This is a genomic window from Pseudomonas sp. D1HM, from assembly GCF_019266105.1.
GTDB lineage: Bacteria > Pseudomonadota > Gammaproteobacteria > Pseudomonadales > Pseudomonadaceae > Aquipseudomonas > Aquipseudomonas taetrolens.
In genome coordinates, this window is sequence record NZ_LRMN01000009.1 from 1 (window position 1) to 26,386 (window position 26,386).

Annotated in this window: 20 protein-coding genes and 1 pseudogene; 9 read left to right on the forward strand and 12 right to left on the reverse strand. The window is 58.8% G+C overall.

The window, feature by feature from the left end:
- The 4 genes and pseudogenes from AWM69_RS12620 to AWM69_RS12635 form a co-directional block, all read right to left on the reverse strand.
- Positions 1–464, reverse strand: a pseudogene (locus tag AWM69_RS12620) (hypothetical protein); the annotation flags it as partial.
- On the reverse strand, positions 461–3,796 hold the full coding sequence (locus AWM69_RS12625; protein WP_218727013.1) for a toxin VasX: 3,336 nt from the start codon (positions 3,794–3,796) through the stop codon (positions 461–463). The pseudogene AWM69_RS12620 and the gene AWM69_RS12625, both read right to left, overlap by 4 nt.
- Complete coding sequence (locus AWM69_RS12630) at positions 3,793–4,641, reverse strand: DUF4123 domain-containing protein (RefSeq protein ID WP_218727014.1); 849 nt, start codon at positions 4,639–4,641, stop codon at positions 3,793–3,795. The genes AWM69_RS12625 and AWM69_RS12630 overlap by 4 nt, the downstream gene beginning before the upstream one ends.
- On the reverse strand, positions 4,638–6,668 hold the full coding sequence (locus tag AWM69_RS12635) for a type VI secretion system tip protein VgrG (protein WP_218727016.1): 2,031 nt from the start codon (positions 6,666–6,668) through the stop codon (positions 4,638–4,640). Before AWM69_RS12635 ends, AWM69_RS12630 begins: the two co-directional genes overlap by 4 nt.
- A 257-nt stretch (positions 6,669–6,925) precedes the next feature.
- Between AWM69_RS12635 and lon the strand changes: the two genes are divergently transcribed.
- The 6 genes from lon (at position 6,926) to cmoB (ending at position 12,936) form a co-directional block, all read left to right on the forward strand.
- Complete coding sequence (gene lon / locus AWM69_RS12640) at positions 6,926–9,343, forward strand: endopeptidase La (protein WP_256930322.1); 2,418 nt, start codon at positions 6,926–6,928, stop codon at positions 9,341–9,343.
- A 184-nt stretch (positions 9,344–9,527) separates the two neighbouring features.
- A complete protein-coding gene (locus AWM69_RS12645) occupies positions 9,528–10,031 on the forward strand; it encodes a hypothetical protein (protein ID WP_218727018.1) in 504 nt (167 codons plus the stop codon).
- A gap of 88 nt (positions 10,032–10,119) precedes the next feature.
- Positions 10,120–10,512 (forward strand): protease inhibitor I42 family protein, encoded by a 393-nt coding sequence (locus AWM69_RS12650; protein WP_218727020.1) that lies wholly within the window; start codon positions 10,120–10,122, stop codon positions 10,510–10,512.
- Between the two features lies 1 nt (position 10,513).
- Positions 10,514–11,155: a lysoplasmalogenase gene (locus AWM69_RS12655; RefSeq protein WP_218727021.1), complete on the forward strand. Its 642-nt coding sequence runs from the start codon at positions 10,514–10,516 to the stop codon at positions 11,153–11,155.
- A gap of 84 nt (positions 11,156–11,239) precedes the next feature.
- On the forward strand, positions 11,240–11,983 hold the full coding sequence (cmoA, locus tag AWM69_RS12660) for a carboxy-S-adenosyl-L-methionine synthase CmoA (RefSeq protein WP_218727023.1): 744 nt from the start codon (positions 11,240–11,242) through the stop codon (positions 11,981–11,983).
- Complete coding sequence (gene cmoB, locus AWM69_RS12665) at positions 11,980–12,936, forward strand: tRNA 5-methoxyuridine(34)/uridine 5-oxyacetic acid(34) synthase CmoB (protein WP_218727025.1); 957 nt, start codon at positions 11,980–11,982, stop codon at positions 12,934–12,936. The genes cmoA and cmoB overlap by 4 nt, the downstream gene beginning before the upstream one ends.
- A gap of 208 nt (positions 12,937–13,144) precedes the next feature.
- Here the strand turns inward: cmoB and tadA are convergent, their stop codons facing one another.
- The 6 genes from tadA to AWM69_RS12695 form a co-directional block, all read right to left on the reverse strand.
- Entirely contained in the window at positions 13,145–13,636 is a 492-nt protein-coding gene (gene tadA / locus AWM69_RS12670) for a tRNA adenosine(34) deaminase TadA (protein ID WP_218727026.1), read from the reverse strand.
- Positions 13,636–15,012 (reverse strand): multicopper oxidase family protein, encoded by a 1,377-nt coding sequence (locus AWM69_RS12675; protein WP_218727028.1) that lies wholly within the window; start codon positions 15,010–15,012, stop codon positions 13,636–13,638. The genes tadA and AWM69_RS12675 overlap by 1 nt, the downstream gene beginning before the upstream one ends.
- Before the next feature lie 218 nt (positions 15,013–15,230).
- A complete protein-coding gene (gene guaA, locus AWM69_RS12680; protein ID WP_048378078.1) occupies positions 15,231–16,808 on the reverse strand; it encodes a glutamine-hydrolyzing GMP synthase in 1,578 nt (525 codons plus the stop codon).
- 100 nt (positions 16,809–16,908) lie between these two features.
- Entirely contained in the window at positions 16,909–18,378 is a 1,470-nt protein-coding gene (gene guaB, locus AWM69_RS12685) for an IMP dehydrogenase (protein WP_131652270.1), read from the reverse strand.
- A 133-nt stretch (positions 18,379–18,511) separates the two neighbouring features.
- A complete protein-coding gene (locus AWM69_RS12690) occupies positions 18,512–19,060 on the reverse strand; it encodes a sugar ABC transporter ATPase (protein ID WP_218727030.1) in 549 nt (182 codons plus the stop codon).
- 114 nt (positions 19,061–19,174) lie between these two features.
- Entirely contained in the window at positions 19,175–19,942 is a 768-nt protein-coding gene (locus AWM69_RS12695; RefSeq protein WP_218727031.1) for a sulfite exporter TauE/SafE family protein, read from the reverse strand.
- Positions 19,943–20,020: 78 nt separating this feature from the next.
- On the opposite strand from AWM69_RS12695, the gene xseA reads away from it, so the two are divergent.
- From xseA to leuA, 3 genes are all read left to right on the forward strand, one after another.
- Positions 20,021–21,400 carry an exodeoxyribonuclease VII large subunit gene (xseA, locus tag AWM69_RS12700; RefSeq protein ID WP_218727033.1) on the forward strand — a complete coding sequence of 460 codons (1,380 nt, stop codon included), beginning with the start codon at positions 20,021–20,023 and terminating at the stop codon, positions 21,398–21,400.
- 20 nt (positions 21,401–21,420) lie between these two features.
- Positions 21,421–22,248, forward strand: a complete 828-nt coding sequence (locus AWM69_RS12705; protein WP_218727035.1) for a M23 family metallopeptidase — start codon at positions 21,421–21,423, stop codon at positions 22,246–22,248.
- 342 nt (positions 22,249–22,590) lie between these two features.
- Positions 22,591–24,270, forward strand: a complete 1,680-nt coding sequence (gene leuA, locus AWM69_RS12710; protein ID WP_131652267.1) for a 2-isopropylmalate synthase — start codon at positions 22,591–22,593, stop codon at positions 24,268–24,270.
- A gap of 109 nt (positions 24,271–24,379) precedes the next feature.
- On the opposite strand, the gene AWM69_RS12715 is transcribed toward leuA, so the two are convergent.
- Positions 24,380–25,171, reverse strand: coding sequence for an amidohydrolase (locus AWM69_RS12715; protein ID WP_218727037.1), 792 nt, complete (start codon positions 25,169–25,171; stop codon positions 24,380–24,382).
- Entirely contained in the window at positions 25,159–26,307 is a 1,149-nt protein-coding gene (locus AWM69_RS12720) for a pyridoxal phosphate-dependent aminotransferase (protein ID WP_218727038.1), read from the reverse strand. The genes AWM69_RS12715 and AWM69_RS12720 overlap by 13 nt, the downstream gene beginning before the upstream one ends.
- Positions 26,308–26,386 lie beyond the last annotated feature (79 nt).

The window sequence follows — 26,386 nt, forward strand, 5'->3', positions numbered from 1 at the left end:
GTACTGGGCCCCGCCCGGCTTACCGCCGTGTGCTGAGAGGCTGCGGCAGTGACCGACTCCCATGGCACCACCCAGTATTCGCCGTCTTCACGGGGTACACAGACTTCGCGACGTTGGCGGTTAAAACGAATGGGTAAAGGGGTTGGGCGAATCAGGTTGTAGATAAAGACGAGTGTGGGAATACCCACAATTACCGCACCTCCTAAAAACATACCGGTACTCCCTTCCGGGGAAATATTTCTAAACCCAAAACCAAAGCTCAGGAAAAACATCGACATAAACCAGATCACCATCACCGCACCACCCACGTTGAAGTTTCCAACGTCTAAAAACACGTCATTCTTGCGCCAAATGATATTGAGCATGTCGACCGGTGTTTTTCCGGTAGGGATCGGTAACGGGGCCAGATAATCCTGCTGCGAGAACACGCTTTTTTTGCGGGCACCCGCTTCAGGACGGCTCACGGCTTAAGCCCCGGTTGTAAGTAAACCGAGCATTGCTGCCCGCCGAGCACATAACGCTTTGCCCTGTCCAAAGCAGGTGTTGGATCGTCGCGCAATGCCACCACGCCCGCTGATTCGCTTAAGGTAAAGGCCATGCCGTGCTCCCCGCCGATAAAACTGAGCGCTCCGAGCATTGAGGTCAGGGGTGTCTGATAACGTAAACGCAAGGACACTTTGGTGGGTTGCGAGGCAAACAGGTTTTTAATTTCTTTGGCATAAGCGCCCGTCAGGCGCAGGCCCTTGCCTTGTGCATAAGGAATCCACTCACACCGACTGCCATGAAGCCAGCAATCGGTAATATCTTGCATGGGCTCTTCTGCGCGATAGACACCCTCCCCGTTTTTAACGCGCTCGCGCATCGCCAACGTATCCCGCGGATTGCCTATCATGCTCAGCTCCAGATAAACCCCATTGGGTTCAGCACCTGGCAAATCGATGGTCAGGGAGTCGATATAGGAGGTGAACAGCAATCCCATATGACTGCTGGTGCCCTTGGGCTCATTACGCCCGACAAAGCTGACCCTCGGCGCATACAAAATGTTGTATAGCTTGCTCAGTTCTTGTTGCTGAGCGGCAAACGACAGCGGGCCTAGATCACTGGCGCGGGCTTTTGACCAGCAGCAATAATTCAGAAAGTTTTGCATGGGGGTTTGCTGGAGAAACCAGGCAGTCAAATACAACACGCCCAGCACGGCAAGCAGAAAACTGAGCGGGCCCATCCATAGAGAAAAACCCGCCATCGCAGCCTCAGCCGTCATGGTTCCAGCCAAAGCCCTGGCGGTGTAGTAAATACCGGCCAGCCCCATTGCCCCATAGGTAGCAAGCTGTCCGCCAACAACATCGTGCCGTGTGTCTAACCAAGGGTCTAAAGTGCTGTGTGCATTTTCTATTTGCTGCTGCAGAGAAAGTAATTCGAATAGAGAAGCGCTGAAAGAAAGACTGCCAATTACTGCACCAAAAAGTGTTAAAGCAGGTGCGATACCCCATCTATTGATTGACAATTTCAGCGAAAACACCCTGTTCGCATCCTTGCCCCGCACTTGGCTATCTATCACCGCCACCAAAGCGGCCCCGGCATAGAGCGTTGCGGATATCGTGTCATTAGAGCGCTGCTTATCCATCCCCTCCAGCGCACCCGCCTGCGCCAGATAAATCCCGGCATTCCAGCTATTGAGCAATAAGGCTGTCACTGCCACCAATCCTCCCGCGCCCTGGACGGCAGAAGAGTTGACGATGTTCTTCACTTGCCCGGCAGCAATAGCCTTGCCCATCGTATTGGCCCAGCGGGTGAGGTTCTCCGCATGGCTGCCGAACAATTGCCAGACACGCGTGCCACCTTCACTGATGGTACGCAAGCCCACCCCGCAGCCCAGACGCGCCGCGACCAAAATCCCCAACCATGGACCGCTGGGCACACTGGTGTGTTCGCCCTGGAGCAGCATCAGCGCAGCACCCAAGCGCTTGATCAGGATGTTCCAGTGGCCGTTCGTATCCTGGGCGCGCTGTGCAAGGCTGGTCACCAGCGGCTCATTGAGAACGCCTAACACTTTGACAATGGCTTGCTTGGCATTTGCCTGATTTTCAATCCCCAGCGCAGCAATCAATTCCCCGGCGCGACTGGTGCTGTTCACGGCCCCCTCCAGGCTCGGAATCCACCCGAAAAATAATTGGCGCAACGCTCCGTCATCCGGGCTGCGTACATAATCGGCATATTGCCCGGCGCCTTGTTTGCGCAGGCATTGCCCGCTGAGACAGGCCACAGCCAGTTTGTCGAGCCATTCGCGATGATCCGGGTCACTGTAATCTACAGACCAGGTGCCGCTGTGATGCCTGGGCAAGTACAGCCCACGGTCGATAAACAAGGCTTCATGACGCTGCTGTACATGCGTGAAGTGTGCGGGCGCCGTTATGTCGAGCCATTTGTTCATCGCAGGCAGGTCGATGTATTGCTCAACCTTGACGCTGGCGTGGTGGTTTTCAAGGTTGGCAATTTTTTCGGCGCGATAATCGCGGATAACCGATTCAACTTCCGTGTGCAGTTCGGGCGGAATAAAACCGCGTACCGGAGCAACTGCCGCCTGTACGTCGGCGTGGACTTTGCGCAGCAATGCGTCCGCCTCTTTATTGCCGTATAAACCTCCGCGCTGTTGGTTAATGCCTACCTCCTCCTTGAACAGCTCCTCCAGTCGGTGATGGGCCTTGAGTAAGGTTCTACCCTGCTCCGGGGTCAGCTCTATCTCATGTTCACGGTAGCGATAGCTCAAATTGCCCGCGAGCTCAGCGCCGTCCTCAGAAATCAAGCTGCGTATAAAGCCGCCAATGCTCAGCCGTATCTTGTTGTCGGCCTGCCATTGCTCATGCTGTGATTCGAGCAGCTCTTGTTCGTGGTTGATGTCACGCAGTACACCGAGATCGTCGTCGAGGCAGGCCAGAACGGTGTACAAGCCTCGTGCCTGGGTATGGCCGCTCTCGATGATCTGTTGCGTCAGGCCAGGAGCCCAGGGCACAGCACTCCACGCCCCCGGAGGCGGGACTTCGGCCGGAACCGGGGGATAATGCGCAGCCACTTTCTCTCGTTCACCGAGCCAGCGCATCGCATCGGTGTAGGCCTTGATATTGATTGGCGTCGCGGCCTTGAATGCCAGATCCCCCAGTTCATCGGCACTTTTGCGCAGCGTGGTCTGATTGCGCTGGTAGTCAATCGCCAGCGCCAAGTCATAAGTACTCGGAATCAACTCGGCCATCACCTGCCCGGCTTCGGTCAACGGCACGCAATGCGGTGCTTGCAGGGTGTTGGCGACCTGCCGCAGGTCGAGGTGGCGCATACGTTTGGCGCGGACTTCGGGCTCTTTGAGTTGCTGGCAGCTGGACGGGTTGAGCGGGATTTCGCTGTAAAGCATCCAGGCTTCCTGGTGTTTATCCAGCGCAACACCGCTCAGGCTCCCGACTTCGATGACGGTGTCATCGTCGCTCAGCGCTTGCGGACACAGCCATTTGTTCAGGGCCACGGCGTAGCGCTGCAGCGGGCCGCGGCCCTGCCAGACGTATACAAACCCGGTGCGCAGCAGGCGCGCTGCCATCGGGTGGCTTTGGGGCTCTACCCCGGGTTGGGAAGCCGGATGGCCGGCGGGCTCTTCGCTGAGGGCGTAGCGCACCGGGACCACAAAGATCTGCCGGGCGCTGGCCTGGCATTGTCGGACGGTGCTGTTGATATCCGTATGCGGGGACGCTTTGGCCACCCGCGTGGCTTCGGATAAACGGGCCGCAGCGGCCAGACCTGTTGGGTTGCTCATGCCGCGACCTCCCCAATGATGAGCTGGCGGATTAATTCATCCAGCACGTTATCAAGGCGCTGTTGCGGCGAAGCATCGCGCTCGGCCAGTAATTGGCGGAAAACATCGTGGTTCGGTGCATCCGGGAAGGTTTCGCCCAGACAGGCATACAAGCCCACCCAACTCATCACTTCGTCTTCTGCGCTATAGCCCTGGCGCGCGGCATTATGCTGACAGCCTTGCGCCCATTGCTCCCGGGCTGCCGGAGCCAGCCCCTGCAAACTCGCTGGAAAATAACGTTGGCAATGGGCAATCAATCGCTGCGCAAACTGCGTTCGCTTACCTTGGCACAGATGCTCAAGTCGCTCGGGACTCAGGCTCAACCAGGGTGCGTGACCGTAGCGGTTAAACGGCTGATCGGGGTTTTCCTGGCGCAGCAGCCATGTACTGCCATCGTCATTGGGCAACCGAATCAGTCGCACCGGCCCCATGAGCCGATCACGCTCGCCAGCGGGCAAATCGGCTAACCACAAGCGGGTAATTCGCGGATCGTAGAAACGAAAGAAAGCCGTCACATCGCTGCCAAGCGTCACATGGACAAGGCTGCGTAAATGCGCGACCAAGGTCGCTTCATCAACATCGGACTCCAGCCAGATGCCCGCCTTTTCCTGCCATTGCTCAGCAAAGACCCTGGCCAGCGCACTGTTGGGTTCTACAGCCGCCAGCACCGGGCCACGGTGCGCCAGCTCGGCGTAGCGGGTGGTCAAATACAACGAATGAGGCGTGGTGAGTTGCGCCAATTCATACAAACGCGGATACAGATTGGGGATCTGATGGCTGTCGAGCAGCAGGTAGGCGCGAGTCATGGCTGAACCTCCTTCAGTTGTTCGCAAACCAGGCACACCGGTTCTACCTCGCAGGCTGAGCGCTCGAATGCGTGCATCTGGTCAGTCAGCGCAACGGACGTCATCCCTTCCAGTTGCCCCGGCACTCCGGGTTCGGCGGGCACCCCCGGGACTGCAACCCCGCCCGGCAGAATCGGCGTGCTGCTGTAGACCCCTGCCGGGGTCAGCAGCAGGTGCTGTCCGCCGGCCATCAGTGTCATCAACGGTCCGCCATCAACCACCATCGTGGCGCCGGCTTTAAAGTGCACCTGTTGCCCGGCGTCGATGGCCAGTACTTGCCCGACCCGGGTGTGGGTGCTGCTCGCGACGTCCAGGTAGTCGCTGGCATTGAGTTGCACCTTGCGATCTCCGTTGACGGTGTGTTGCTCTTGCGCGTCGAGCACCAGCACGCTGTCACCGCTGATGGTCGCGTGCTGCTTGCCATCGATTTGCAGTCGACTATCGTTTTTGACGTGTTGCTGCAGGTCGCGCTGGGCGTGGAGGTAGATCAGCTCCTGTCCCTTGCGGTCTTCGATGCGCAGTTCGTTGTAGCCGCTGCCCCCCGGGGTGCTACGGCTACGGAATACGCTTTGGGTTTTTTCGACCGGCAGTTTGAGCGGCGACGGGGTGATGCTCGACACCAGGCAGCCGGATATCACTGGCTGGTCAATATCACCCTCCAGGTAGCTGACCAGCACTTCCATCCCGATCCGGGGAATGGTCAGCGCCCCATAGTTGTCGCCCGCCCAACTTGAGGCGACACGTAACCAGCAACTGCTCGTGTCATCATCAATCCCGCTGCGGTCCCAGTGAAAACGGACTTTGACCCTGCCGAATTGATCGCTGTGGACTTCCTGGCCCGCCGGGCCGGTGACGCGAGCGGTTTGGCTGCCATGAATCTGCGGCTTGGCGAACACCTTGGGCGAGCGGTAGGGCACGGTTTCGGGGATGGCGAAAAACTGATTGCGATAGCCTTGGCTGAACGCCAGCGCATGCTCGATAAACAGGCTGGCTGCCTGCTCTTGCAGCGCCTGCGGCTGCTTGCCTTCGTGGTGGATGCGAGTCAGCAGCCATGGTGCGTTCCAGGCGCTGTACGGGTGCTCGCCGAGGGTCAAGAAATGGCCGCAGCTCAAGCTCGGTTGATCGCTGCTACCGCTGGCCTGACGACAGTCGCTCTGGTGCTGTTCCAGGGCTATCTGGCTTAGGCGCACGCCGTCCTCGTTCTCGGTAAAGCGCCCGGGGTAAATGTAATGCTCAAGGGCAGGCGGCTTGAGATCGGTGCGGCTCACGGCCTGCAATGTGCGACTGGCTTTTCTGAAGTCGTAATCGCGGCGCGCAGTGCTGTTGGTCCGGGTTTGCAACTGCAGCTCGAAGCTGTGGACAGCTGCCTGTCCGGCCACCATCCCGTTACCTTGCACGAAGGGCGTTACGCCCTCTGCCTGACTGAACGCAGCCTGGCCATCGGCGAACTGCAAATAATGGCCATCAGGCGAATGCTTGAAGTAGTAATCAATGCCCTCCTCAAAACACAGCCGTTGAATAAAGTGCAGATCCGACTCGCCGTACTGCACGCAGTATTCCCGCGGCTTGTAGGCCGATTGCAGGGTAAAGCCGTAGACCGTGCCGAGAATGCCGTGCTCTTCGAGGATCGTCTCGATGATGTGCTGCACGCTCAGGTTCTGGAAAATGCGCTGATTGGTGCGGTGTTGCAGGTAGGCCAACTGCGGCACCAGCGTCAACTGATAGTGGCTCAAGCGCGTACCGGGGCTGCTTTGAGCGATGCGGTAAATCTGCCCGTGGATACCATGGCCGAGGTTGTCGAACGCCAGAAAGGCCGAGGTGTGCAGCAGCGCTTCAAGGTCCAGGTCCGGTCGTTCGCAGACCACTTCAACATCAAAGGAAAACAGCGTGCTCAGCGCTTCGTCGCCGCTGAATGCCAAGACATGAAGCGCGTGGGGACAGGCGTTGACGATCAGGTTGAAGCGACTTGTTTGGGAAACAGTAGGCATCCATGACTCCTCAGACGTGAGGGCTCGCTGCCGAGAAAGCAGCCCCTAGTACAAGGGGATGAACGCTAATGGATAGATCAGGGAGGCGATGTAGGAGACTTCTGCAACTTTTGTAGAAATAGCCCTTACCGTGCCAATACCGGCGCAGGCCTCAAACAATCGACGGGCTTGTCCTTTTATGATGAAAATCGCTTCACCATTGAAACCACGCACGCCGCGCCCCATCTAAGACGCATACCCAAATGCGCAGGTGCCCCATGAGCGACCAGCAAGAATTTCCGGATAACACCGATGAGCACACCGTAGAACACGTCGAGACCGAACACACAGGCGGTACCGAATTGGCCCTGCCCGGCCAGAGCCTGCCGGACAAGGTGTACATCATCCCGATTCATAACCGCCCGTTCTTCCCGGCTCAAGTACTGCCGGTGATTGTCAACGAAGAACCCTGGGCCGAGACGCTTGAGCTGGTCAGCGAATCTGATCACCACTCTCTGGCACTGTTCTTCATGGACACGCCTCCCGAAGACCCTCGCCATTTCGACACGTCCAGCCTCCCCGAGTACGGCACACTGGTGAAGGTGCATCACGCCAGCCGTGAAAACGGCAAGTTGCAGTTCGTGGCCCAAGGCCTGACCCGCGTGCGCATCCGCACCTGGCTCAAGCATCATCGCCCGCCTTACCTGGTCGAAGTCGAGTACCCGAAAGAACCCAAAGAGCCGACCGACGAAGTCAAGGCTTACGGCATGGCGTTGATCAACGCGATCAAGGAGCTGTTGCCGCTGAATCCGCTCTACAGCGAAGAGCTGAAAAACTACCTCAATCGCTTCAGCCCTAACGACCCGTCGCCGCTGACCGACTTTGCCGCGGCGTTGACCTCGGCCACCGGCAATGAGCTGCAGGAAGTGCTCGACTGCGTGCCCATGCTCAAGCGCATGGAAAAAGTCCTGCCCATGCTGCGCAAGGAAGTCGAAGTCGCACGCCTGCAAAAAGAAATCTCCGCCGAGGTCAATCTCAAGATCGGCGAGCATCAGCGTGAGTTTTTCCTCAAAGAACAACTCAAGGTGATCCAGCAGGAACTGGGGCTGACCAAAGATGATCGCAGCGCGGACATAGAACAGTTCCAGCAACGCCTGGAAGGCAAAACCTTGCCGGCCCAGGCGCGCAAGCGCATCGATGACGAAATGAACAAGCTGTCGATCCTTGAAACCGGATCGCCTGAATATGCCGTGACCCGCAATTACCTGGACTGGGCCTCGTCGGTGCCATGGGGCGTGCTGGGGAAGGACAAGCTTGACCTCAAGCATGCGCGCAAAGTCCTCGATGCTCACCACGCGGGGCTGGACGACATTAAAAACCGCATCCTCGAATTCCTCGCCGTGGGGGCTTACAAAGGCTCGGTGAGCGGTTCGATTGTGCTGCTGGTGGGGCCGCCCGGCGTGGGCAAGACCAGTGTCGGCAAGTCCATTGCCGAGTCACTGGGTCGGCCGTTCTACCGTTTCAGCGTCGGCGGCATGCGCGACGAAGCCGAGATCAAGGGCCATCGCCGGACTTACATTGGCGCCCAGCCAGGCAAACTGGTGCAGGCACTTAAAGATGTCGAAGTGATGAACCCGGTGATCATGCTCGACGAAATCGACAAGATGGGTCAAAGCTTCCAGGGCGACCCTGCTTCGGCACTGCTCGAAACCCTGGATCCGGAACAGAACGTCGACTTCCTCGACCACTACCTCGACCTGCGCCTTGACCTGTCGAAAGTGCTGTTTGTCTGCACCGCCAACACGCTGGATTCAATCCCTGGGCCCTTGCTCGACCGGATGGAAGTCATCCGCCTTTCGGGTTACATCACCGAAGAGAAGGTGGCGATTGCCAAGCGTCACCTGTGGCCCAAGCAGCTGGAGAAAGCCGGTGTAGCCAAAGGCAGCCTGAGCATCAGCGACAGCGCTCTGCGCGCGGTGATCGAGGGTTATGCCCGTGAAGCCGGGGTGCGCCAGCTTGAGAAGCAACTGGGCAAGCTGGTGCGTAAAGCCGTGGTCAAGCTCCTGGACGAGCCCAAGTCGGTGATCAAGATCGGCCCTAAAGACCTCGAAGCCTCCCTCGGCATGCCCGTGTTCCGTAACGAGCAAGTGATCGGTGGCACCGGGGTCATCACCGGCCTGGCCTGGACCAGCATGGGCGGTGCAACCTTACCGATCGAAGCGACCCGTATTCACACCCTCAATCGCGGTTTCAAGCTGACCGGGCAATTGGGTGAGGTGATGAAAGAATCTGCCGAAATCGCTTACAGCTATATCAGTGCCAACCTCAAGCAATTTGGCGCAGACCCGCGATTCTTCGACGAGGCCTTCGTGCACTTGCACGTGCCGGAAGGTGCAACGCCAAAAGACGGCCCGAGTGCGGGTGTCACCATGGCCAGCGCCCTGCTGTCACTGGCACGCAATCAGTCACCGAAGAAAGGCATCGCCATGACCGGCGAACTGACCTTGACCGGGCATGTGCTGCCGATTGGTGGCGTGCGCGAAAAAGTGATTGCCGCACGTCGCCAGAAAGTATTCGAGTTGATCCTCCCCGAATCCAACCGCGGCAACTTTGAAGAACTGCCTGAGTACTTGAAAGAAGGCATCACCGTGCACTTTGCCAAACGCTTTACCGACGTGGCCAAAGTGTTGTTTTAAGCCCGTAACAACAAGCAGATAGCCATTGGTTTGCTCGCGACGGCCCACGCGTCGCGAGCAATCAATCCCTGCCACCGCAACGATGAGCGCCCCCTCCCACCCTGTCATTTCTGACAGTAGACACGCCTGGCTTTCCTGCCGTTAATAACCGCCATCCCCAGAGCGATTACGCAAGGAAACAGTCATGCCTCTTCAGCATCCGCTATACGACAATCCGGACATGCTGTGGGCCCCGGACTACGGGCTCGGCAAGTCCAGCCCACGAACGCACGGAGAGCTCAAAGCCACCCTGCTTGACCGGAGCTCGTTCGTCGCAGAGGAGATGACGTTCGCCAGCAGCCACAAAAAAATCGTCATCACCGCCGAGAGCGGGAGTTTCGGCGCAAAAGACTACCGGGCCATCAGTTTTACCCTGGCTGTCGATATCGACTCCGGCATCTACCTGTTCAACCCGCAAGATCATGGCCGCGGGCCGATACAGGCCATGTCATATATCGAATGCGTCGAGAGGGAAGGCCGGACGTTCTATCACTTGAACCAGGCAGCCGTAGGAACCTTGCACTTAAGTGTGATCGAAAGTTGCTACAGCGCCCGCCTGTTTACCATTGATGCCTTCGATCACCAGGGCGAATGCCTGGAAGTGTGCGGCGACTTCAAGATCACGCCTCCTCACGCCACGTTCTGTTAGCCAGCACCTGCTACAGGCGGTCGACACCTGTCGCCATGCCCCTCATGGGGTATGCTGCGTCCTTGTGTTTGTCTGACCGGAGCCTGCAATGTCCCCCGCACGCCTACTCACCCTGTTCAGCCTCAGCCTGCTGGCGGCCTGCGCGCATGAACCTGCGCACAACATGACCGTTGAAGAACAAAGCGATTGCCCGATGCAATTGCATACAGGACAAAACCTGATCCTGTCATTGCCCAGCAACCCCACCACCGGTTATCGCTGGGCCATTCAGGACTCTGCTGGGGGTGTATTGCGCAACCTTGGCCCCGAGGTCTATACCAGCAGCGACAACGGGCAGTTGCTTGGCAGTGGCGGGCAATCCACCTGGCGCTTCCGGGCATTTGCTGCTGGCAACGGACGGTTGCGCCTGACCTATCAGCAACCCTGGGAACCTGAAGCCGAACCGGCACGAGTCTTTGACTGCCCGATCACGGTGAACTGACATGGGCTGGCTGATACTCGCCGTCATGGGTGCTGCGGCCTACCTTTACGGCCTGAGCCTGCATGCCACGCTCCTGTGTTTGCTGAGCAAACCGGTGCCGGTGCTGGCCCTGCTCGGCTGGCTGCAGGATGCTCCGCCCACGCCCTATCGGCGCTGGATCAGCATTGGCCTGCTGTTTTCCCTGCTCGGCGACATTTTGCTGGCATGGCCCGCGGACCTGTTTGTGTTCGGGCTGGGGGCATTTCTGTTTGCCCATCTGGCCTACCTCAAGGCTTACCTGGTGGACTGTCGCCGGGCCGCCCTGTTACCGCTGGCACTGGCGCTGATTGCCGGAGGCAGTCTGTTCAGTGTCATGGCCAGCCACGGGCTTGGCGAGTTATTGATCCCCGTCGGCGTCTACGCCCTGGCCATCAGCGCTATGCTCTGGCGCGCCCTGGCCCGACTGACGCCAGTGAGCGGCGTGCCGCGGGCTTCGGCCTGGCTGGCAGCCGCAGGCGCCCTGGCGTTTGTCATCTCGGACAGCCTGATTGGCATCGATCGCTTTGTGCATCCGTTCAGCACTGCGCCGTACCTGATCATCCTCAGCTACTGGCTCGGCCAATGGGGCATTGCCGCCTCGGTGTTTACCCAGAGCAAGCGCTGAACGGTTTATCAGACAGAGCGCGCATCCCGGCGCCAACTTGGCTAAAATGCCGCCCCTTTTGAAATTTCCATCGCCGGAACCGCCGTGAGCAAAGAACCCGACCGTATTTTCGCCCAGCCCCTGGCCCAAGTGCCGGACTTCGCCTTTAACGAAGACGTAGTGCGGGTGTTCCCGGACATGATCAAACGCTCGGTGCCCGGCTATCCGGCCATTGTCGAAAACCTCGGGGTACTGGCGGCTCAGTTCGCCCAGCCCAACAGCGTGCTGTACGACCTGGGCAGCTCGCTGGGTGCCGTCACCCAGGCGCTACGCAGGCATGTGCGCAGCGAAGGCTGCAAGGTGATTGCAGTCGACAACTCGGCTGCAATGGTTGAACGCTGCCGCGAGTACCTCAACGCACAAAACTCGATGTTCCAGGAGCTGTTGCCGGTCGAGGTCATCGAAGGTGACATTCTGGCGCTGGCATTCGAGCCCGCCTCAGTGGTGGCGTTGAACTTCACCCTGCAATTCATTGCACCCGAGGAGCGCCTGGCGCTGCTGGGCCGGATTCGCCAGGCGTTGCTGCCGGGTGGAGCCCTGATCCTCTCGGAGAAGCTGCGCTTCAATGACCCTGAAGAACATGCGCTGCTCACCGACCTGCACGTCGCTTTCAAACGCGCCAATGGCTACAGCGATCTCGAGATCGCGCAAAAGCGTAGCGCCATCGAAAACGTCATGAAGCCCGACAGCCTCGAAGAACACCGCGAACGCCTGCTGGCTGCCGGGTTCTCGAAAGTCGTGCCGTGGTTCCAGTGTCTAAACTTTGCCTCGTTGATTGCCTTGCCATGATTGATCTCTCCCCGCTCGCCCGGCGTCTGGCCGGTACCCCACTGGCTGAATGGGCCAACACCCTGCAAGTGCAGCTCGACAGCAAAATGGAGAAAGGTCACGGTGATCTGGAACGCTGGCAGAGCGCACTGAATGCATTGCCCAAGGTGAAACCGAGCAAGATCGACCTGGTCAATGGCCTGACCCTGGACACCGATTGCGACGATGAAACCCGCGCGCAGATGCGCAGTGCACTGATGGGGCTGTCGCCGTGGCGCAAAGGCCCGTTTGACCTGTTCGGCGTGCATGTCGATACGGAATGGCACTCGGACTGGAAATGGTCACGGGTCGCACCGCATATCGACCTCAAAGGCAAACGCATCCTCGATGTCGGTTGCGGTAACGGCTACTACATGTGGCGCATGCTGGGTGCTGGCGCCCACAGCGTCATCGGCGTCGATCCCAACTGGTTGTTCTTCTGCCAGTTCCAGGCGGTCCAGGGCTTTTTGCAGCAAGAAGCCGCCTGGCACCTGCCCTTCCCGTTTGAAGACCTGCCGCCTAACCTGGAGGGTTTCGACACCGTATTTTCCATGGGCGTGTTCTACCACCGCCGGTCACCGATCGAGCATTTGCTCGCACTCAAAGACTGCCTGGTCAAAGGCGGCGAACTGGTGCTGGAAACCCTGGTGATTGAAGGTGACGTGAATCAGGTGCTGGTGCCTGAAGACCGCTACGCGCAGATGCGCAACGTGTGGTTCCTGCCCTCGATCCCCGCGCTGGAGCGCTGGCTGCGCCGCGCCGGATTCAGCGATGTACGCTGTGTCGACGTGAGCGTCACCACGGTGGAAGAACAACGGGCCACCGAATGGATGAAATTCCAGTCGCTCAGCGACTACCTCGACCCGAACGACCACAGCAAGACTATCGAAGGCTTGCCGGCCCCGATGCGTGCAGTGATTGTCGCAAAGAAATAAACCACACCTGTCGATACTCTGTTGCCCGTCAAGCACCGCAGCCTTCGTGCCTGGGCAGCAGCCACAGGCATTCGTAGTCGTTACGTCCGGCTGCGTAGCAGTCGTCAATTCAGGTCTATAAGCGTGTCAGGTTTTACGGCCGCTGCGCAGCCGGACGCGACCTCGTTCTACTCGTCCGCTGCTACAGATTGCGCGCAGGCTACGGGCTTTAAAGTTTGGCTCGGCGCGCCTTGAAGAATTCGCTGAGGATGGCACCGCACTCTTCAGCCAGCACTCCGCCTTCAAACAACACCCGATGGTTGAGAAAGCCCTGGGTGAAGAACTGCCCCTGACTTTGCACAATCCCCGCCTTGGGCTCCAGGGCGCCGTAGACCACGCGTGCCACCCGTGAGTGCACAATCAGGCCCGCACACATGCTGCAAGGCTCCAGCGTCACATACAGCGTGCTGCCCGGCAGCCGATAATTGCTGGCCGCAGCGGCAGCAGCCCGAATGGCGACCATTTCCGCATGGGCGCTGGGATCACTGCCGCTGATGGGGCAATTAAAGCCCCGGCCGATGATTTCACCGTCTTGCACCAGCACCGCGCCCACCGGCACTTCACCCAGTGCCGCACCTTGAGCGGCCAGGGTCAGTGCTTCGCGCATAAAGTCTTGATCGCGGCTGCGGTCGATGATCCGGGGTTGACGCCCTTGTCGCATCAGGAAACCTCAATAGCGGCCATCAGGCCGGTTTCCATGTGGTCAATCACATGGCAGTGGAACATCCACACGCCGGGATTATCCGCCACCAGCGCCACACGGGCACGCTCGTTTTTGCCCAACAGATAAGTGTCGGTGAAGTACGGGATGATTTTTTTACGATTGGACGCCAGCACCTTGAAACTCATGCCGTGCAAATGGATCGGGTGCTGGTACTGGGTCATGTTCTTCAACTCGAAGATGTAGCTCTGCCCCAGCTTGAGCTTGGCAATCGGCCGATCGGCGCATGTCTTGTCCTTGATGTCCCAGGCGACGCCATTGATCTGCCACAGGCTGGGTGGTTGGTCCGCGCCCAGATTCGTCGAGACCGAACCGACCCATTCAAAGTTGAAATTCAGCTTCTCGGCATTGGCAACATCCGGTTCGGCAATCGGGTTGGCCGGTAGCGCGGGCGGCCATTCAGCCGCGACCTCATTGCTCGCTACCGAGCGCAGAGTGCCCAAGCGTACCGGGCCATCGCGCAATGACAATTCCTCACCGGCAGCCGGCGCCTTGATCGCCAGGCAGATCCGCATACCCGGGCCAAGCCAGTATTCCTTGCCCAGCGGCCGTGGCTCAATGGGGTTACCGTCCAACGCGTAGATCTTGGCCTCGACACCCGGAATATTCAGGCGATAGGTCAAGGTATTGTCGAGGTTGAGGATCCGCACACGCGTGATCTGCCCGGCAGGCAACTCAATGGTCGGCACATGACGGCCGTTAATCGTCGACAAACGCCCCGCCGTACCGCCACGTGCAGCTTCACGGGTGATGCTGAACGGCACAAAGCCGCCCTCCTCATCCACATGCCAGTTCTTAATGCTCAGCGTGCGCTCATGCTTGAAGCCTGTGGCCTCGCGCTCTTCTACGATCAACGGCCCGACCAGGCCGCGCCCCAGCTCTTCACTGCTGTTGACGTGCGGGTGATACCAGAAGCTGCCTGCATCCGGCACCCGGAATTTGTAATCGAAGTACTCACCCGGCAAGACCGGCAACTGCGACACATACGGCACGCCGTCCATTTCCAGGGGTAACCGGATACCGTGCCAGTGGATCGTGGTCGCAACCGGCAAATGGTTGATAAAACGCACCCGCAGCCATTCGCCCTGTCGAACGCGCAATTCAGTCCCGGGTGCCGAAGGGCCGAAAGCCCAGGCCTGGGTCTGATGACCGGGCACCAGCTCGACATCGAGCGGCGCCGCAATCAGCTCATAATCGTGGCCGGCCTGGGCATCGGCCCTCTTGCCCAACCAGTAACGCGAAGCGCCTCCTGCGCCAACACCCACCACTACCAGGCCGGCCAATCCACCGAGTATTTGTCGACGGGTAAAGGACATGGACTCAACTACCTCTCGTATCCGGCGCGGGCGTTAAGCCCGCAAAAGGCGAATACGATACACCCGCAGTTGCGAAACAGTAAGGGCGGGGTGGCGAAGGGCCGCAGTTAACGCCCCTCGCCCTCGGCATGACCGATACCCCAGAAACGAAAAAGGCGGTCAACACTGTGTGTTGACCGCCTTTCTGAATCGGGTGTCAGCCGGTTACCCGGCCAGACTTATTCCCACTCAATCGTTGCCGGTGGCTTGCTCGACACGTCGTAGGTGACGCGGGAGATGCCTTCGATCTCATTGATGATTCGACCGCTGACGGTTTCAAGCAGTTCGTAAGGCAGGTGAGCCCAACGCGCTGTCATGAAGTCGATGGTTTCGACGGCACGCAGGGCAACAACCCAGGCGTAACGACGGCCATCGCCAACAACGCCAACCGACTTGACCGGCTGGAACACCACGAATGCCTGGCTGACCTTGTGGTACCAGTCGGCTTTACGCAGTTCTTCGATGAAGATGTGGTCAGCACGACGCAGCAAGTCGGCGTATTCCTTCTTCACTTCACCCAGGATACGAACGCCCAGGCCCGGGCCCGGGAACGGGTGACGGTAGACCATGTCGTACGGCAGGCCCAGTTCCAGACCCAGACGACGGACTTCGTCCTTGAACAGCTCACGCAGTGGCTCAACCAGCTTGAGGTTCATTTCGTCCGGCAAGCCACCCACGTTGTGGTGCGACTTGATCACGTGAGCCTTGCCGCTTTTGGCGCCAGCCGACTCGATCACGTCCGGGTAAATGGTGCCCTGGGCCAGGTACTTGATGTTGTCCAGCTTGCAGGATTCGGCATCGAATACGTCGATGAAGGTGCGGCCGATGATCTTGCGCTTCTTCTCCGGGTCGCTTTCGCCAGCCAGGTTGTTCAGGAACTGATCAGCCGCGTTGGCGCGAATCACTTTGACGCCCATGTTCTCTGCGAACATGGCCATCACTTGCTCACCTTCGTGCAGTCGCAGCAGACCGTTGTCCACGAATACGCAGGTCAACTGGTCGCCGATGGCCTTGTGCAGCAAGGCAGCCACAACCGAAGAGTCAACGCCGCCGGACAGACCCAGCAAGACGTTGTCGGTACCCACCTGGGCACGAACGCTGGCGATGGCGTCTTCAGCAATTTTCGACGGTGTCCACAGCGCTTCACAGCCGCAGATATCGAGGATAAAGCGCGACAGGATGCGGCCACCCTGCTTGGTGTGGGTCACTTCCGGGTGGAACTGCACGCCGTAGTAGCCACGGGCATCGTTGTACATGCCGGCGATCGGGCAGCTTGGAGTGCTGGCGAGGATGCTGAAGTCTGCAGGCATCCTGGTGACCTTGTCACCGTGGCTCATCCACACGTCCAGGCCATACAGGCCGTCAGCGTCGATGTGGTCTTCGATGCCGTCGAGCAGGCGGCTTTTGCCAACCACGTCTACACGGGCATAACCGAACTCACGCAGCTCGGAGCCTTCAACCTTGCCACCCAGCTGTTCAGCCATGGTCTGCATGCCGTAGCAGATACCGAATACCGGCACGCCCAGGTCAAATACAGCTTGTGGCGCGCGCGGGCTATCGGCTTCGTGCACGGATTCCGGGCCGCCAGCGAGAATGATCCCTTTGGGAGCGAACTCGCGAATCGCTGCGTCATCCATGTCGAACGGGTGCAGTTCGCAGTAAACACCGATTTCCCGTACGCGGCGGGCGATCAGTTGGGTGTACTGGGAACCGAAGTCGAGGATCAGGATACGGTGAGCGTGAATGTCGAGGGCCATGACAAAATCTCGATTAATTTCAGAAACGACACGGGGCTGATAAAAACAGCCCCGGTGACTTAATTCGTTCGCACCCGGTTTGACCCGGGTGCGATCACTATCAACCTACGCGATAGTTTGGAGCTTCCTTGGTGATCTGCACGTCGTGGACGTGGGATTCAGCCATGCCAGCGCCGGTGATGCGCACGAACTCGGGCTGGGTACGCATTTGCTCGATATCGGCACTGCCGGTGTAGCCCATCGAGGAACGCAGACCGCCCATAAGCTGGTGCACGATCGCGGTCAGCGAGCCTTTGTACGGCACGCGACCTTCGATGCCTTCCGGCACCAGCTTCTCGGCACCCGCAGAGGAGTCCTGGAAGTAACGGTCGGAGGAACCCTGGGATTGCGACATCGCACCCAGCGAACCCATACCGCGGTAAGCCTTGTACGAACGGCCCTGGAACAGTTCGATCTCGCCCGGTGCTTCTTCAGTACCGGCAAACATCGAACCCATCATGACGCAAGAAGCGCCAGCCACGATGGCCTTGGACAAGTCACCCGAGAAACGGATGCCGCCGTCAGCGATCAACGGTACGCCTGTGCCCTCAAGGGCAGCGGCTACATTGGCAATCGCGCTGATCTGAGGAACGCCGACACCCGCAACAATACGCGTGGTGCAGATCGAACCCGGACCGATACCGACCTTGACGGCATCGGCACCGGCTTCGGCCAGCGCCTTGGCAGCAGCGCCAGTCGCGATGTTGCCGCCGATCACCTGAACTTCAGGGAAGGTCTGCTTGACCCAGCGAACGCGGTCGATCACGCCTTTGGAGTGACCGTGAGCGGTGTCGACAACCACTACGTCAACGCCGGCAGCCACGAGGGCGGCCACACGATCAGCCGTGTCCTTGCCGGTACCGACCGCAGCGCCTACGCGCAGACGACCTTGGTCGTCCTTGCTGGCCAGCGGGTAAGCCTTGGCTTTTTCGATGTCGTTGACGGTCATCATGCCTTTGAGGGCGAAATTGTCGTCGACGATCAGTACGCGCTCGATGCGGTGCTTGTGCAACAGCTCGCGGGCTTCGTCCTTGTCAGCGCCTTCCTTGACCGTGACCAGACGCTCTTTAGGCGTCATCACTTCACGTACGGTGGCTTCCAGACGGTTTTCGAAACGCACGTCACGGGACGTCACGATGCCGACCAGGTCGCCATTGTGCAGTACAGGTACGCCGGAGATGTTGTGCAGGCGGGTCAGTTCAAACAGTTCACGTACCGTGGCATCAGCCTCGATCGTGATCGGTTCCTTGACGACACCGGCTTCGTAACGCTTGACCTTGCGAACTTCGTGAGCTTGCTGCTCGATGGTCATGTTCTTGTGGATGATGCCGATACCGCCTTCCTGAGCCATGGCGATTGCCAGACGGGCTTCAGTTACGGTGTCCATTGCAGCGGAAACCAGCGGAATATTCAGTTCAATGCCACGGGTCAAACGAGTCTTGAGGCTGACTTCGTTCGGGAGAACCTCGGAATAACCGGGGACGAGAAGGATGTCATCGAATGTGAGTGCTTCTTGGCTGATACGCAGCATCGCTGGGGCTCCCGAGCGGGAAAATGGAAGCGCGCCATTGTACTCAAAACCCTCGCACGTCTCAACGGAAACCTTTAGAGAGTTTTGCGCTAAGGGCTAAGCATTTATTGACCCGAAAGGCAGTTTTGCCTTTTCACAACTCAACCTTGACCCACGCCACCGGCTGATCGAGCCAATCGGCGAATTCATCGAGAAACGTCTGCTTGAAACCCGCCTCAGCCCAGTTATTAAAGATAAAACCCAGGTTGGAGAATGCACAGGGCTGCAAAAACAGAAAACCATTGATGTCATCTTCATGGCTGCACAACGGACAAATGAAATTGTCGGTTCGCCCCGGCATCCATTCTTCCAGGCTGTCGAACAACGCCTCACCGACTTCCTGGCGGCATTCGGCACAGCCTGCTTCCTCAAGAAACCCTTTGGCTGGCGTATAGATGCAACGTTTTGTGATGATCTCAAGGCCATTGACCGGCTCACCAAATGGCAACGCCTCGGGGTACAACACCACGTTTGCGGCGCCCGGAGCAATCGCGTAAGCCATATGGCTACCGCCACGCCCGCAGGTACTCAGTTCTTCCTCAATGATGTTCTTGCGGACCAGCCAGCGCACGATCGCACGCGCTCGCGGTTCATGAACCGGCAAGGTGGAAATTTTCGGAACGATGATGCTTTGCGAATTCATGGGTACGGCACATGTAATGGAGAACGGGCATTGAGGCGGTAGCCGCTGTCGAGGGCTACCAGGCCGGAGCGGCCTGAAGGTATGGGGCGCAGCATAAAGCCTCACCCCCTCAGGTCAAGTACTCAAATAACGTGCAATCAAGGCAACACCGCTGGCCAGCACCAACCATGTCACCAGCCGCACAAAGGCCTCTCTGGACAGTTTGCGTGTCACCCGACGGCCGATCCACAAGCCCAATGCCATCGCAGGTAACAGACAAGCGGCCAATAGCAACAGAGCGCCGTCGGCATACACCCCCGCAATCACGAACAGGCTCAAGCGCACCACCGTGCTGCAACTGATCAGGGCGCTTTGCGTCGCGCGCGCAGCCTCTTTGGGCAACCGGGCATTGAGGTAGAGGGCGTACAGAAAGCCGCCGCTGCCAAACATCGCGCCAAACAGGCCACCCACCACACCGGTCGGGATCGACCAGCCTGCAGCCACCTGCGTCGGCCGGACTTTCAGCGCCAGGCTATACAGCGCGTAGGCACTGATAAAAATGCCCATCAACAGCAACAACAGATCGGACTTGAGGTTCAGCAAAAACATCACGCCCGCTATACATCCGAGCGCCATACACGGCAACAAGCGCAGCAGCTCGGGGCGCGCCACATCGCGACGGGCCGGCAACCAATTGCCAAAGGCCGCCACAAAGTCCAGCAACACCAGCAAGGGGATGATTTTCGACAACGGCAGGCACAGGATCAAAATCGGCCCGGCCACCAGCGCCGTACCAAAACCTGCGACACCAAATACGATATAAGCCAGCGCAATGCCCAGCTCAATCAACAACCATTCGCTACCGGTAAACGGTAAGTCATTCATCACTTCAAGCAAATCCATCGTTTACGTCCCTGTCATCAGTGCGCGACTTTAACCAGACAGGTGCAGTCGAAACAATCCGCCCTTATGATGGCCCGCATGATTAAAGACCCCTTTGCAAGACTCAACCTCGACCGAGAAGTCCTGACCGTCAGCCAGCTCAACGGCCGTGCGCGGGTATTGCTCGAAGACGTGTTCAGCAATATCTGGGTGGAGGGCGAAATCTCCAACCTTGCCCGCCCGGCGTCGGGCCACGTGTACTTCACCCTCAAGGACAGCGGCGCCCAGGTGCGTTGCGCACTGTTTCGCAATAATGCGGCACGGGTGCGCCAGGCCCTGAAAGATGGCCTCGCGGTCAAGGTGCGGGGCAAGGTCTCGCTGTTTGAAGGCCGTGGCGATTATCAGCTGATCCTCGATACCGTGGAGCCTGCCGGGGACGGCGCCTTGCGCCTGGCTTTCGATGCACTGAAAGAAAAACTCAGTGCCGAAGGCCTCTTCAGCGCCGAACGCAAAGTACCCCTCCCCGCTCATCCGCAGCGCATCGGCATCATCAGTTCTCCGACAGGGGCCGTCATTCGCGACATTATCAGCGTATTTCGACGTCGCGCCCCTCAAGTGGAATTGACACTGATCCCCACCGCAGTCCAGGGCAGAGAGGCCACTGCGCAAATCGTGCGCGCCCTCAAACTGGCTGATGCACGCGGTTTCGACGCGCTGATCCTGGCCCGTGGCGGCGGTTCGCTGGAAGACCTCTGGTGCTTTAACGAAGAAGCCGTGGCCCGGGCCGTAGACGCCTGCGTCACCCCAATCGTGAGCGCTGTCGGTCATGAAACCGACGTTTCCATCAGCGACTTCGTGGCGGATGTCCGGGCCCCGACCCCTTCGGCCGCGGCCGAGTTGCTGGCGCCCGACTCCAGTGATCTGCAACACCGTATCGAGAGCCTGCATCGCCGTCTGGTGATGCGCATGCGCGACCGCATGATGCGCGACCGCTTGCGCCTCGATGGCCTGGCCCGCCGCCTGCGTCACCCCGGCGAACGGCTGCGCCAGCAAGCCCAGCGCCTGGATGACCTGGACATGCGCATGCGACGTGCCTTTGAACGCAGCCTCAACACCCGGCGCGAGCGTTTGATCCGCCTTGAAACCCGCCTTGCCGGCCAGCACCCGGGGCGTCAACTGGCGTTATTGCGCCAACGCCTGGACAGCCTCGCCGAGCGTCTGCCACGCGCCATGCGCGAAGGCCTCAAAGCCCGTCGCCTGCAGTTGCAAAGCCACATGCAAACCCTGCATGTGGTCAGCCCGCTGGCCACGCTGGGCCGGGGCTATAGCATCCTGCTCGACGACCGCGGCAACGCCATTCGCAGCGCCGGGCAAACCCGCACCGGCCAACGCTTGACCGCCCGACTGGGTGAAGGCGAGCTGCAAGTCCGGGTCGAAGACAATCACCTGACACCCGTCACCCTTTCTTTGCTGGATTGACCTCTTTTCTGGATAAGCTGATGCCGCGTTTTTTCTGCACCTTGTTATTGCTTTGCCTGACCGTCAACGCCAACGCGGCTGACAGTTACATCACCCGCCTGCTGAACAAGCCGGTTCCCGGAGGCGTTGCCGTGATTGAACTGGGCACAGGCGCCCAAGCACCCAAGGCCACCTATGACGGCAAGCCGGTGCTGGTGGTGAAAGAACAAGAAACATGGCGGGCGATTGTCGGCATCCCGTTGACGGTAAAGCCGGGCAGCCAGCAGCGCATCACCGCTGATGGCCGCCAGTTGGCCTTCGCGGTGGTCAACAAAAAGTACCCCGAACAGCACATCACCTTGAAAAATAAACGCCAGGTCAACCCCAACCCCGCAGACCTGAAGCGCATCGAGAACGAGCTGGCCGTGCAGATCAAGGCCTACCGTACGTTCAGCCCGAATACCCCAAGCAACCTGCTGCTCGACAAACCGGTCAACGGGCCGCTCTCGAGCAAGTTCGGCGTGCGCCGCTTCTTCAATGGCGAGGAGCGTAACCCCCATGCTGGCCTGGACTTCGCGGTACCTGCAGGCACTCCGGTCAAAACCCCGGCAGCAGGCAAAGTGATCCTGATCGGCAACTATTTCTTCAACGGCAATACCGTATTTGTCGACCATGGCCAGGGCTTCATCAGCATGTTTTGCCACTTGTCGAAAATCGACACCCAGGTCGGCCAGCAACTGGCACGCGGCGCTGTGGTCGGCAAAGTCGGTTCGACGGGGCGCGCTACCGGCCCGCACATGCACTGGAATGTCAGCCTGAATGATGCGCGGGTCGATCCGGCAATTTTCATTGGTGCCTTCCAACCCTGACCCGGCCTTCTCCATGGATGAGCGCGTGCAGCACCCGGCACGCGCCATCCCGCGAAGCCGCGCAATACTGAACAACTTTATTCAAATTTAACGCGATTAAAACTCGAATATTCCTTATATTCGAGCAGTCCTCTCAATGTTTTTCGGGTGCTTGCCATCTTTCAGCCCAGTGGTTAGGGTTGAAGTCATGAAAACACCCCACACACTCATCCTGCTCCGACAACATCGCAGCCTTTGCCTCGTCAGCGCACGACTGCAAAGCTAATCGCGGTGCCTCGTCTCCCCTGCTTTGTATTTTTCGGCTAGCCACTCAGTTCCGGCTCGCACAATAAGGATTGCCTGATGACCATGCTCAAAGACCCTTCTTCCAAATACCGTGCCTTTCCGGTCATTGATTTGCCTGACCGCACCTGGCCTTCAAAAACCATCACGAGCGCGCCGATCTGGTGCAGCTCCGATTTGCGCGACGGCAACCAGTCGCTGATCGAGCCGATGGACGCGGTGAAGAAGCTGCGCTTCTGGAAGACGCTGGTGAGCGTGGGCGTCAAGGAAATCGAGGCATCGTTCCCGGCGGCGTCGCAAACCGACTTCGACTTCGTGCGCACCTTGATTGAAGACGGTCACATCCCGGACGACACCACCATTCAAGTGTTGACCCAGGGCCGTGAAGACCTGATCGCACGGACCTTTGAATCGTTGCGTGGCGCCAAAAAAGCCATCGTCCACCTGTACAACGCCACTTGCCCGGCTTTCCGTCGCATCGTGTTCAACCAGGACAAGGACGGGATCAAGGAAATTGCCGTGAGCGCGGCCAAGCTGTTCGTCAAATACGCCGCTCAGCAGCCAGAAACCCAGTGGACATTCGAGTATTCGCCAGAAACCTTCAGCGCCACTGAGCTGGAATTCGCCAAGGAAGTGTGTGACGCCGTGATCGAGGTCTGGAACCCGACACCCGAGCACAAAATGATCCTCAACCTGCCGGCTACCGTTGAGTGCGCAACACCTAACATCTATGCCGACCAGATCGAATGGTTCAGCCGTAATATCAATCGCCGCGACAGCGTGCTCATCAGCCTGCATACCCACAACGACCGTGGCACTGGCGTAGCCGCCACCGAGCTGGGCCTGATGGCCGGTGCCGACCGTGTCGAGGGCTGCCTGTTCGGCAACGGCGAGCGTACCGGTAACGTCGATCTCGTCACCGTTGCACTGAACATGTACACCCAGGGCCTGGACCCGCAACTGGACTTCTCCGATATCGACGGCGTGCGCAAGGTCGTCGAGGAGTGCAACCAGATTCCGGTTCACCCACGTCACCCGTACGTCGGCGACCTGGTTCACACTGCATTCTCTGGCTCGCACCAGGATGCAATCCGCAAAGGCTTCGCTCAGCAAAAACCCGACGCCCTGTGGGAAGTGCCGTATTTGCCAATCGACCCGGCCGATATCGGTCGCAGCTATGAAGCGGTCATTCGGGTTAACAGCCAGTCCGGCAAAGGCGGCATCGCATACCTGCTGGAGCAGGAGTACGGCATCAGCCTGCCGCGCCGCATGCAGATCGAATTCAGCCAGGTGGTTCAACGCGAAACCGACCGTCTGGGCCTGGAGATGACCGCACAGCAAATCCACAGCTTGCTGCACAGCGAATACCTGCAAGCCAACACGCCTTACGCGCTGGTCAGCCATCGCCTGCAGGAAGAAAACGGCCACAGCGCCGTTGAAGTCGAAGTGTCGGCCAAGGGTGGCGGCGAGACCAACCTGCGCTGGAACGGCAAAGGCAACGGCGCCCTGGAGGCTCTGGTAGCCGGCCTGCCGGTCAAAGCCGAGATCATGGACTACAACGAGCATGCCATCGGTGCAGGCACCAACGCCAAGGCGGCGGCCTACATCGAACTGCGCGTAAACGGTGAACGCGCCGTACACGGTGTCGGGATCGATGAAAACATCACCACGGCCAGCTTCAAGGCCCTATTCAGCGCCTTGAACCGCTCGCTGAGCGAGACGGAAGCTAAAGCCGCGTAAGCGCTCCCGAAACACAAAAGCCCCCATGGTGAGAACCTTGGGGGCTTTTTATTTACATCGTATCGCTGCGGCAGGAAGAACGAGTCCGCTGTTACGCAGAGCTCAACAATCAATGCAGCTCAAAATCGTCCGCATCCAGGTACGCCGGGAAACGCTCACGATAGGCGCCCAAGTCAGCGGCACTGAGGCTCATGGTGAATACACCATCCGCCTCACCGGCACTGAGCAGCGATTCGCCCTGAAAGTCGAAAATATGGCTGTCACCCGTGTAGACCAAGCCTTTGCCATCAGTCCCCACCCGGTTGACCGCAGCCACGTAACACAGATTCTCAATGGCCCGCGCAGGCAATAAGCGATTCCAGTGCAGGCGTCGTGCACCCGGCCAGTTGGCCGTGTACAGCAGCAAATCCGTGTCGTGCGCGTCGCAACTCCAGACCGGGAAGCGCAAGTCGTAGCAAATCAGCGGCCGAATGCGCCAGCCCTTCACTTCGAACTGAACCTGACGTTCGCCCGGGGTAAAGTGCTCATGCTCACCCGCCATGCGGAACAAGTGGCGCTTGTCGTAGTGCAACACCTCACCATCAGGACGAGCCCATAACAGCCGGTTGCGATGGCTACCATCGGCTGCCAGCACAATCACGCTGCCAGTGACCACTGCATCGAGTTTTTTGGCCTGAGCCTGCAACCACTTGCTGGTGGGACCATTTTCAGGTTCGGCCAGGGTTTTTGACTCCATGCTAAAGCCGGTGGTGAACATCTCTGGCAAAACCACCAGGTCTGCACCCTTTGCCTGCTCAAGCAGTTCATCAAAATGCGCAAAATTCGCCTGACGGTCATGCCAGGCCAGCGTGGTCTGCACCAGCGCTACGGTCAAATCGGGTAAAGCACTTAAATCACGCATAGTTTTCCTGCCGCTTCACGCAGCGTCTCCTCGCGTTTTGCAAAACACAGACGAACCAGCCGCTGCCCTTCGGGCGGGGTCTGGTAGAAGACCGAAACCGGAATAGTCGCCACACCATGCTCTCGAGTCATCCACATGGCCATGTCGACGTCATTGAGGTCCGGCCGAATAAGGGAGTAATCAACCAACTGGAAATAAGTCCCTGCCACCGGTTTGAAGGTAAACCGCGACGGGCCCAGCAAATCGCAGAACAAGTCTCGCTTGGCCTGATAAAAGGCCGGTAGCTCTTCGACGTGCTCGGGATGAGCCTGCATAAAGTCCGCCAGCGCATACTGCAACGGCGTTACGCCGCAGAAACTGACGTACTGGTGAACCTTGCGCAGCTCGGCTGTCAGCGCTGGCGGAGCGACCACATAACCGGTTTTCCAGCCCGTGACGTGGTAAGTCTTGCCGAAAGAGCTGACAACGAAAGCACGATGGTACAACTCAGGATGAGCCAAAACACTGACATGAGACACGCCGTCGTACACCAGATGCTCATACACCTCATCACTGATCAGGTAGATATCACGGTCAGCGATCAGCCTGGCCAATTGATCCAGCTCGCTACGACTGATCAACGCACCGCTAGGGTTGTGCGGGCTATTGAGAATGATCATTCGAGTGCGCGGACTCAGCGCATCCTCGAGTTTTTGCCAGTCAATGGCAAAGTCGTCCTGACCCAGTTGCACATGCACGCAACGCCCACCCGCCAGCTCCACCGAAGGCTCATAGCTGTCGTAGCAAGGGTCAAACACAATGACCTCATCACCGGCGTGAATCACCGCCTGAATCGCACAGAAGATTGCCTGGGTCGCCCCGGGCGTGATGGTCACCTCAGTGTTGGCATTGACCTGTACCCCATAACTGCGGGCAATCTTGGCTGAGACTTGCTGGCGCAATGCAGGCAAACCGGTCATGGGCGAATACTGGTTGTGACCACTGGCAATGTGCTGGCCTACAGCATCACGCAACGCTTGGGGACCATCGAAGTCAGGAAACCCTTGAGACAAGTTGAGTGCGCCAGTTTCAGCCGCAAGCTGCGACATACGCGTGAAAATGGTGGTGCCTACATTAGGCAACTTGCTGGTAATCATGGCCACTTCCTGATGAATTCCCGGCGCTGACTACGGCACAGGATCTTTCGAGGATAGCCCAAACGTCAGACACGAAAAA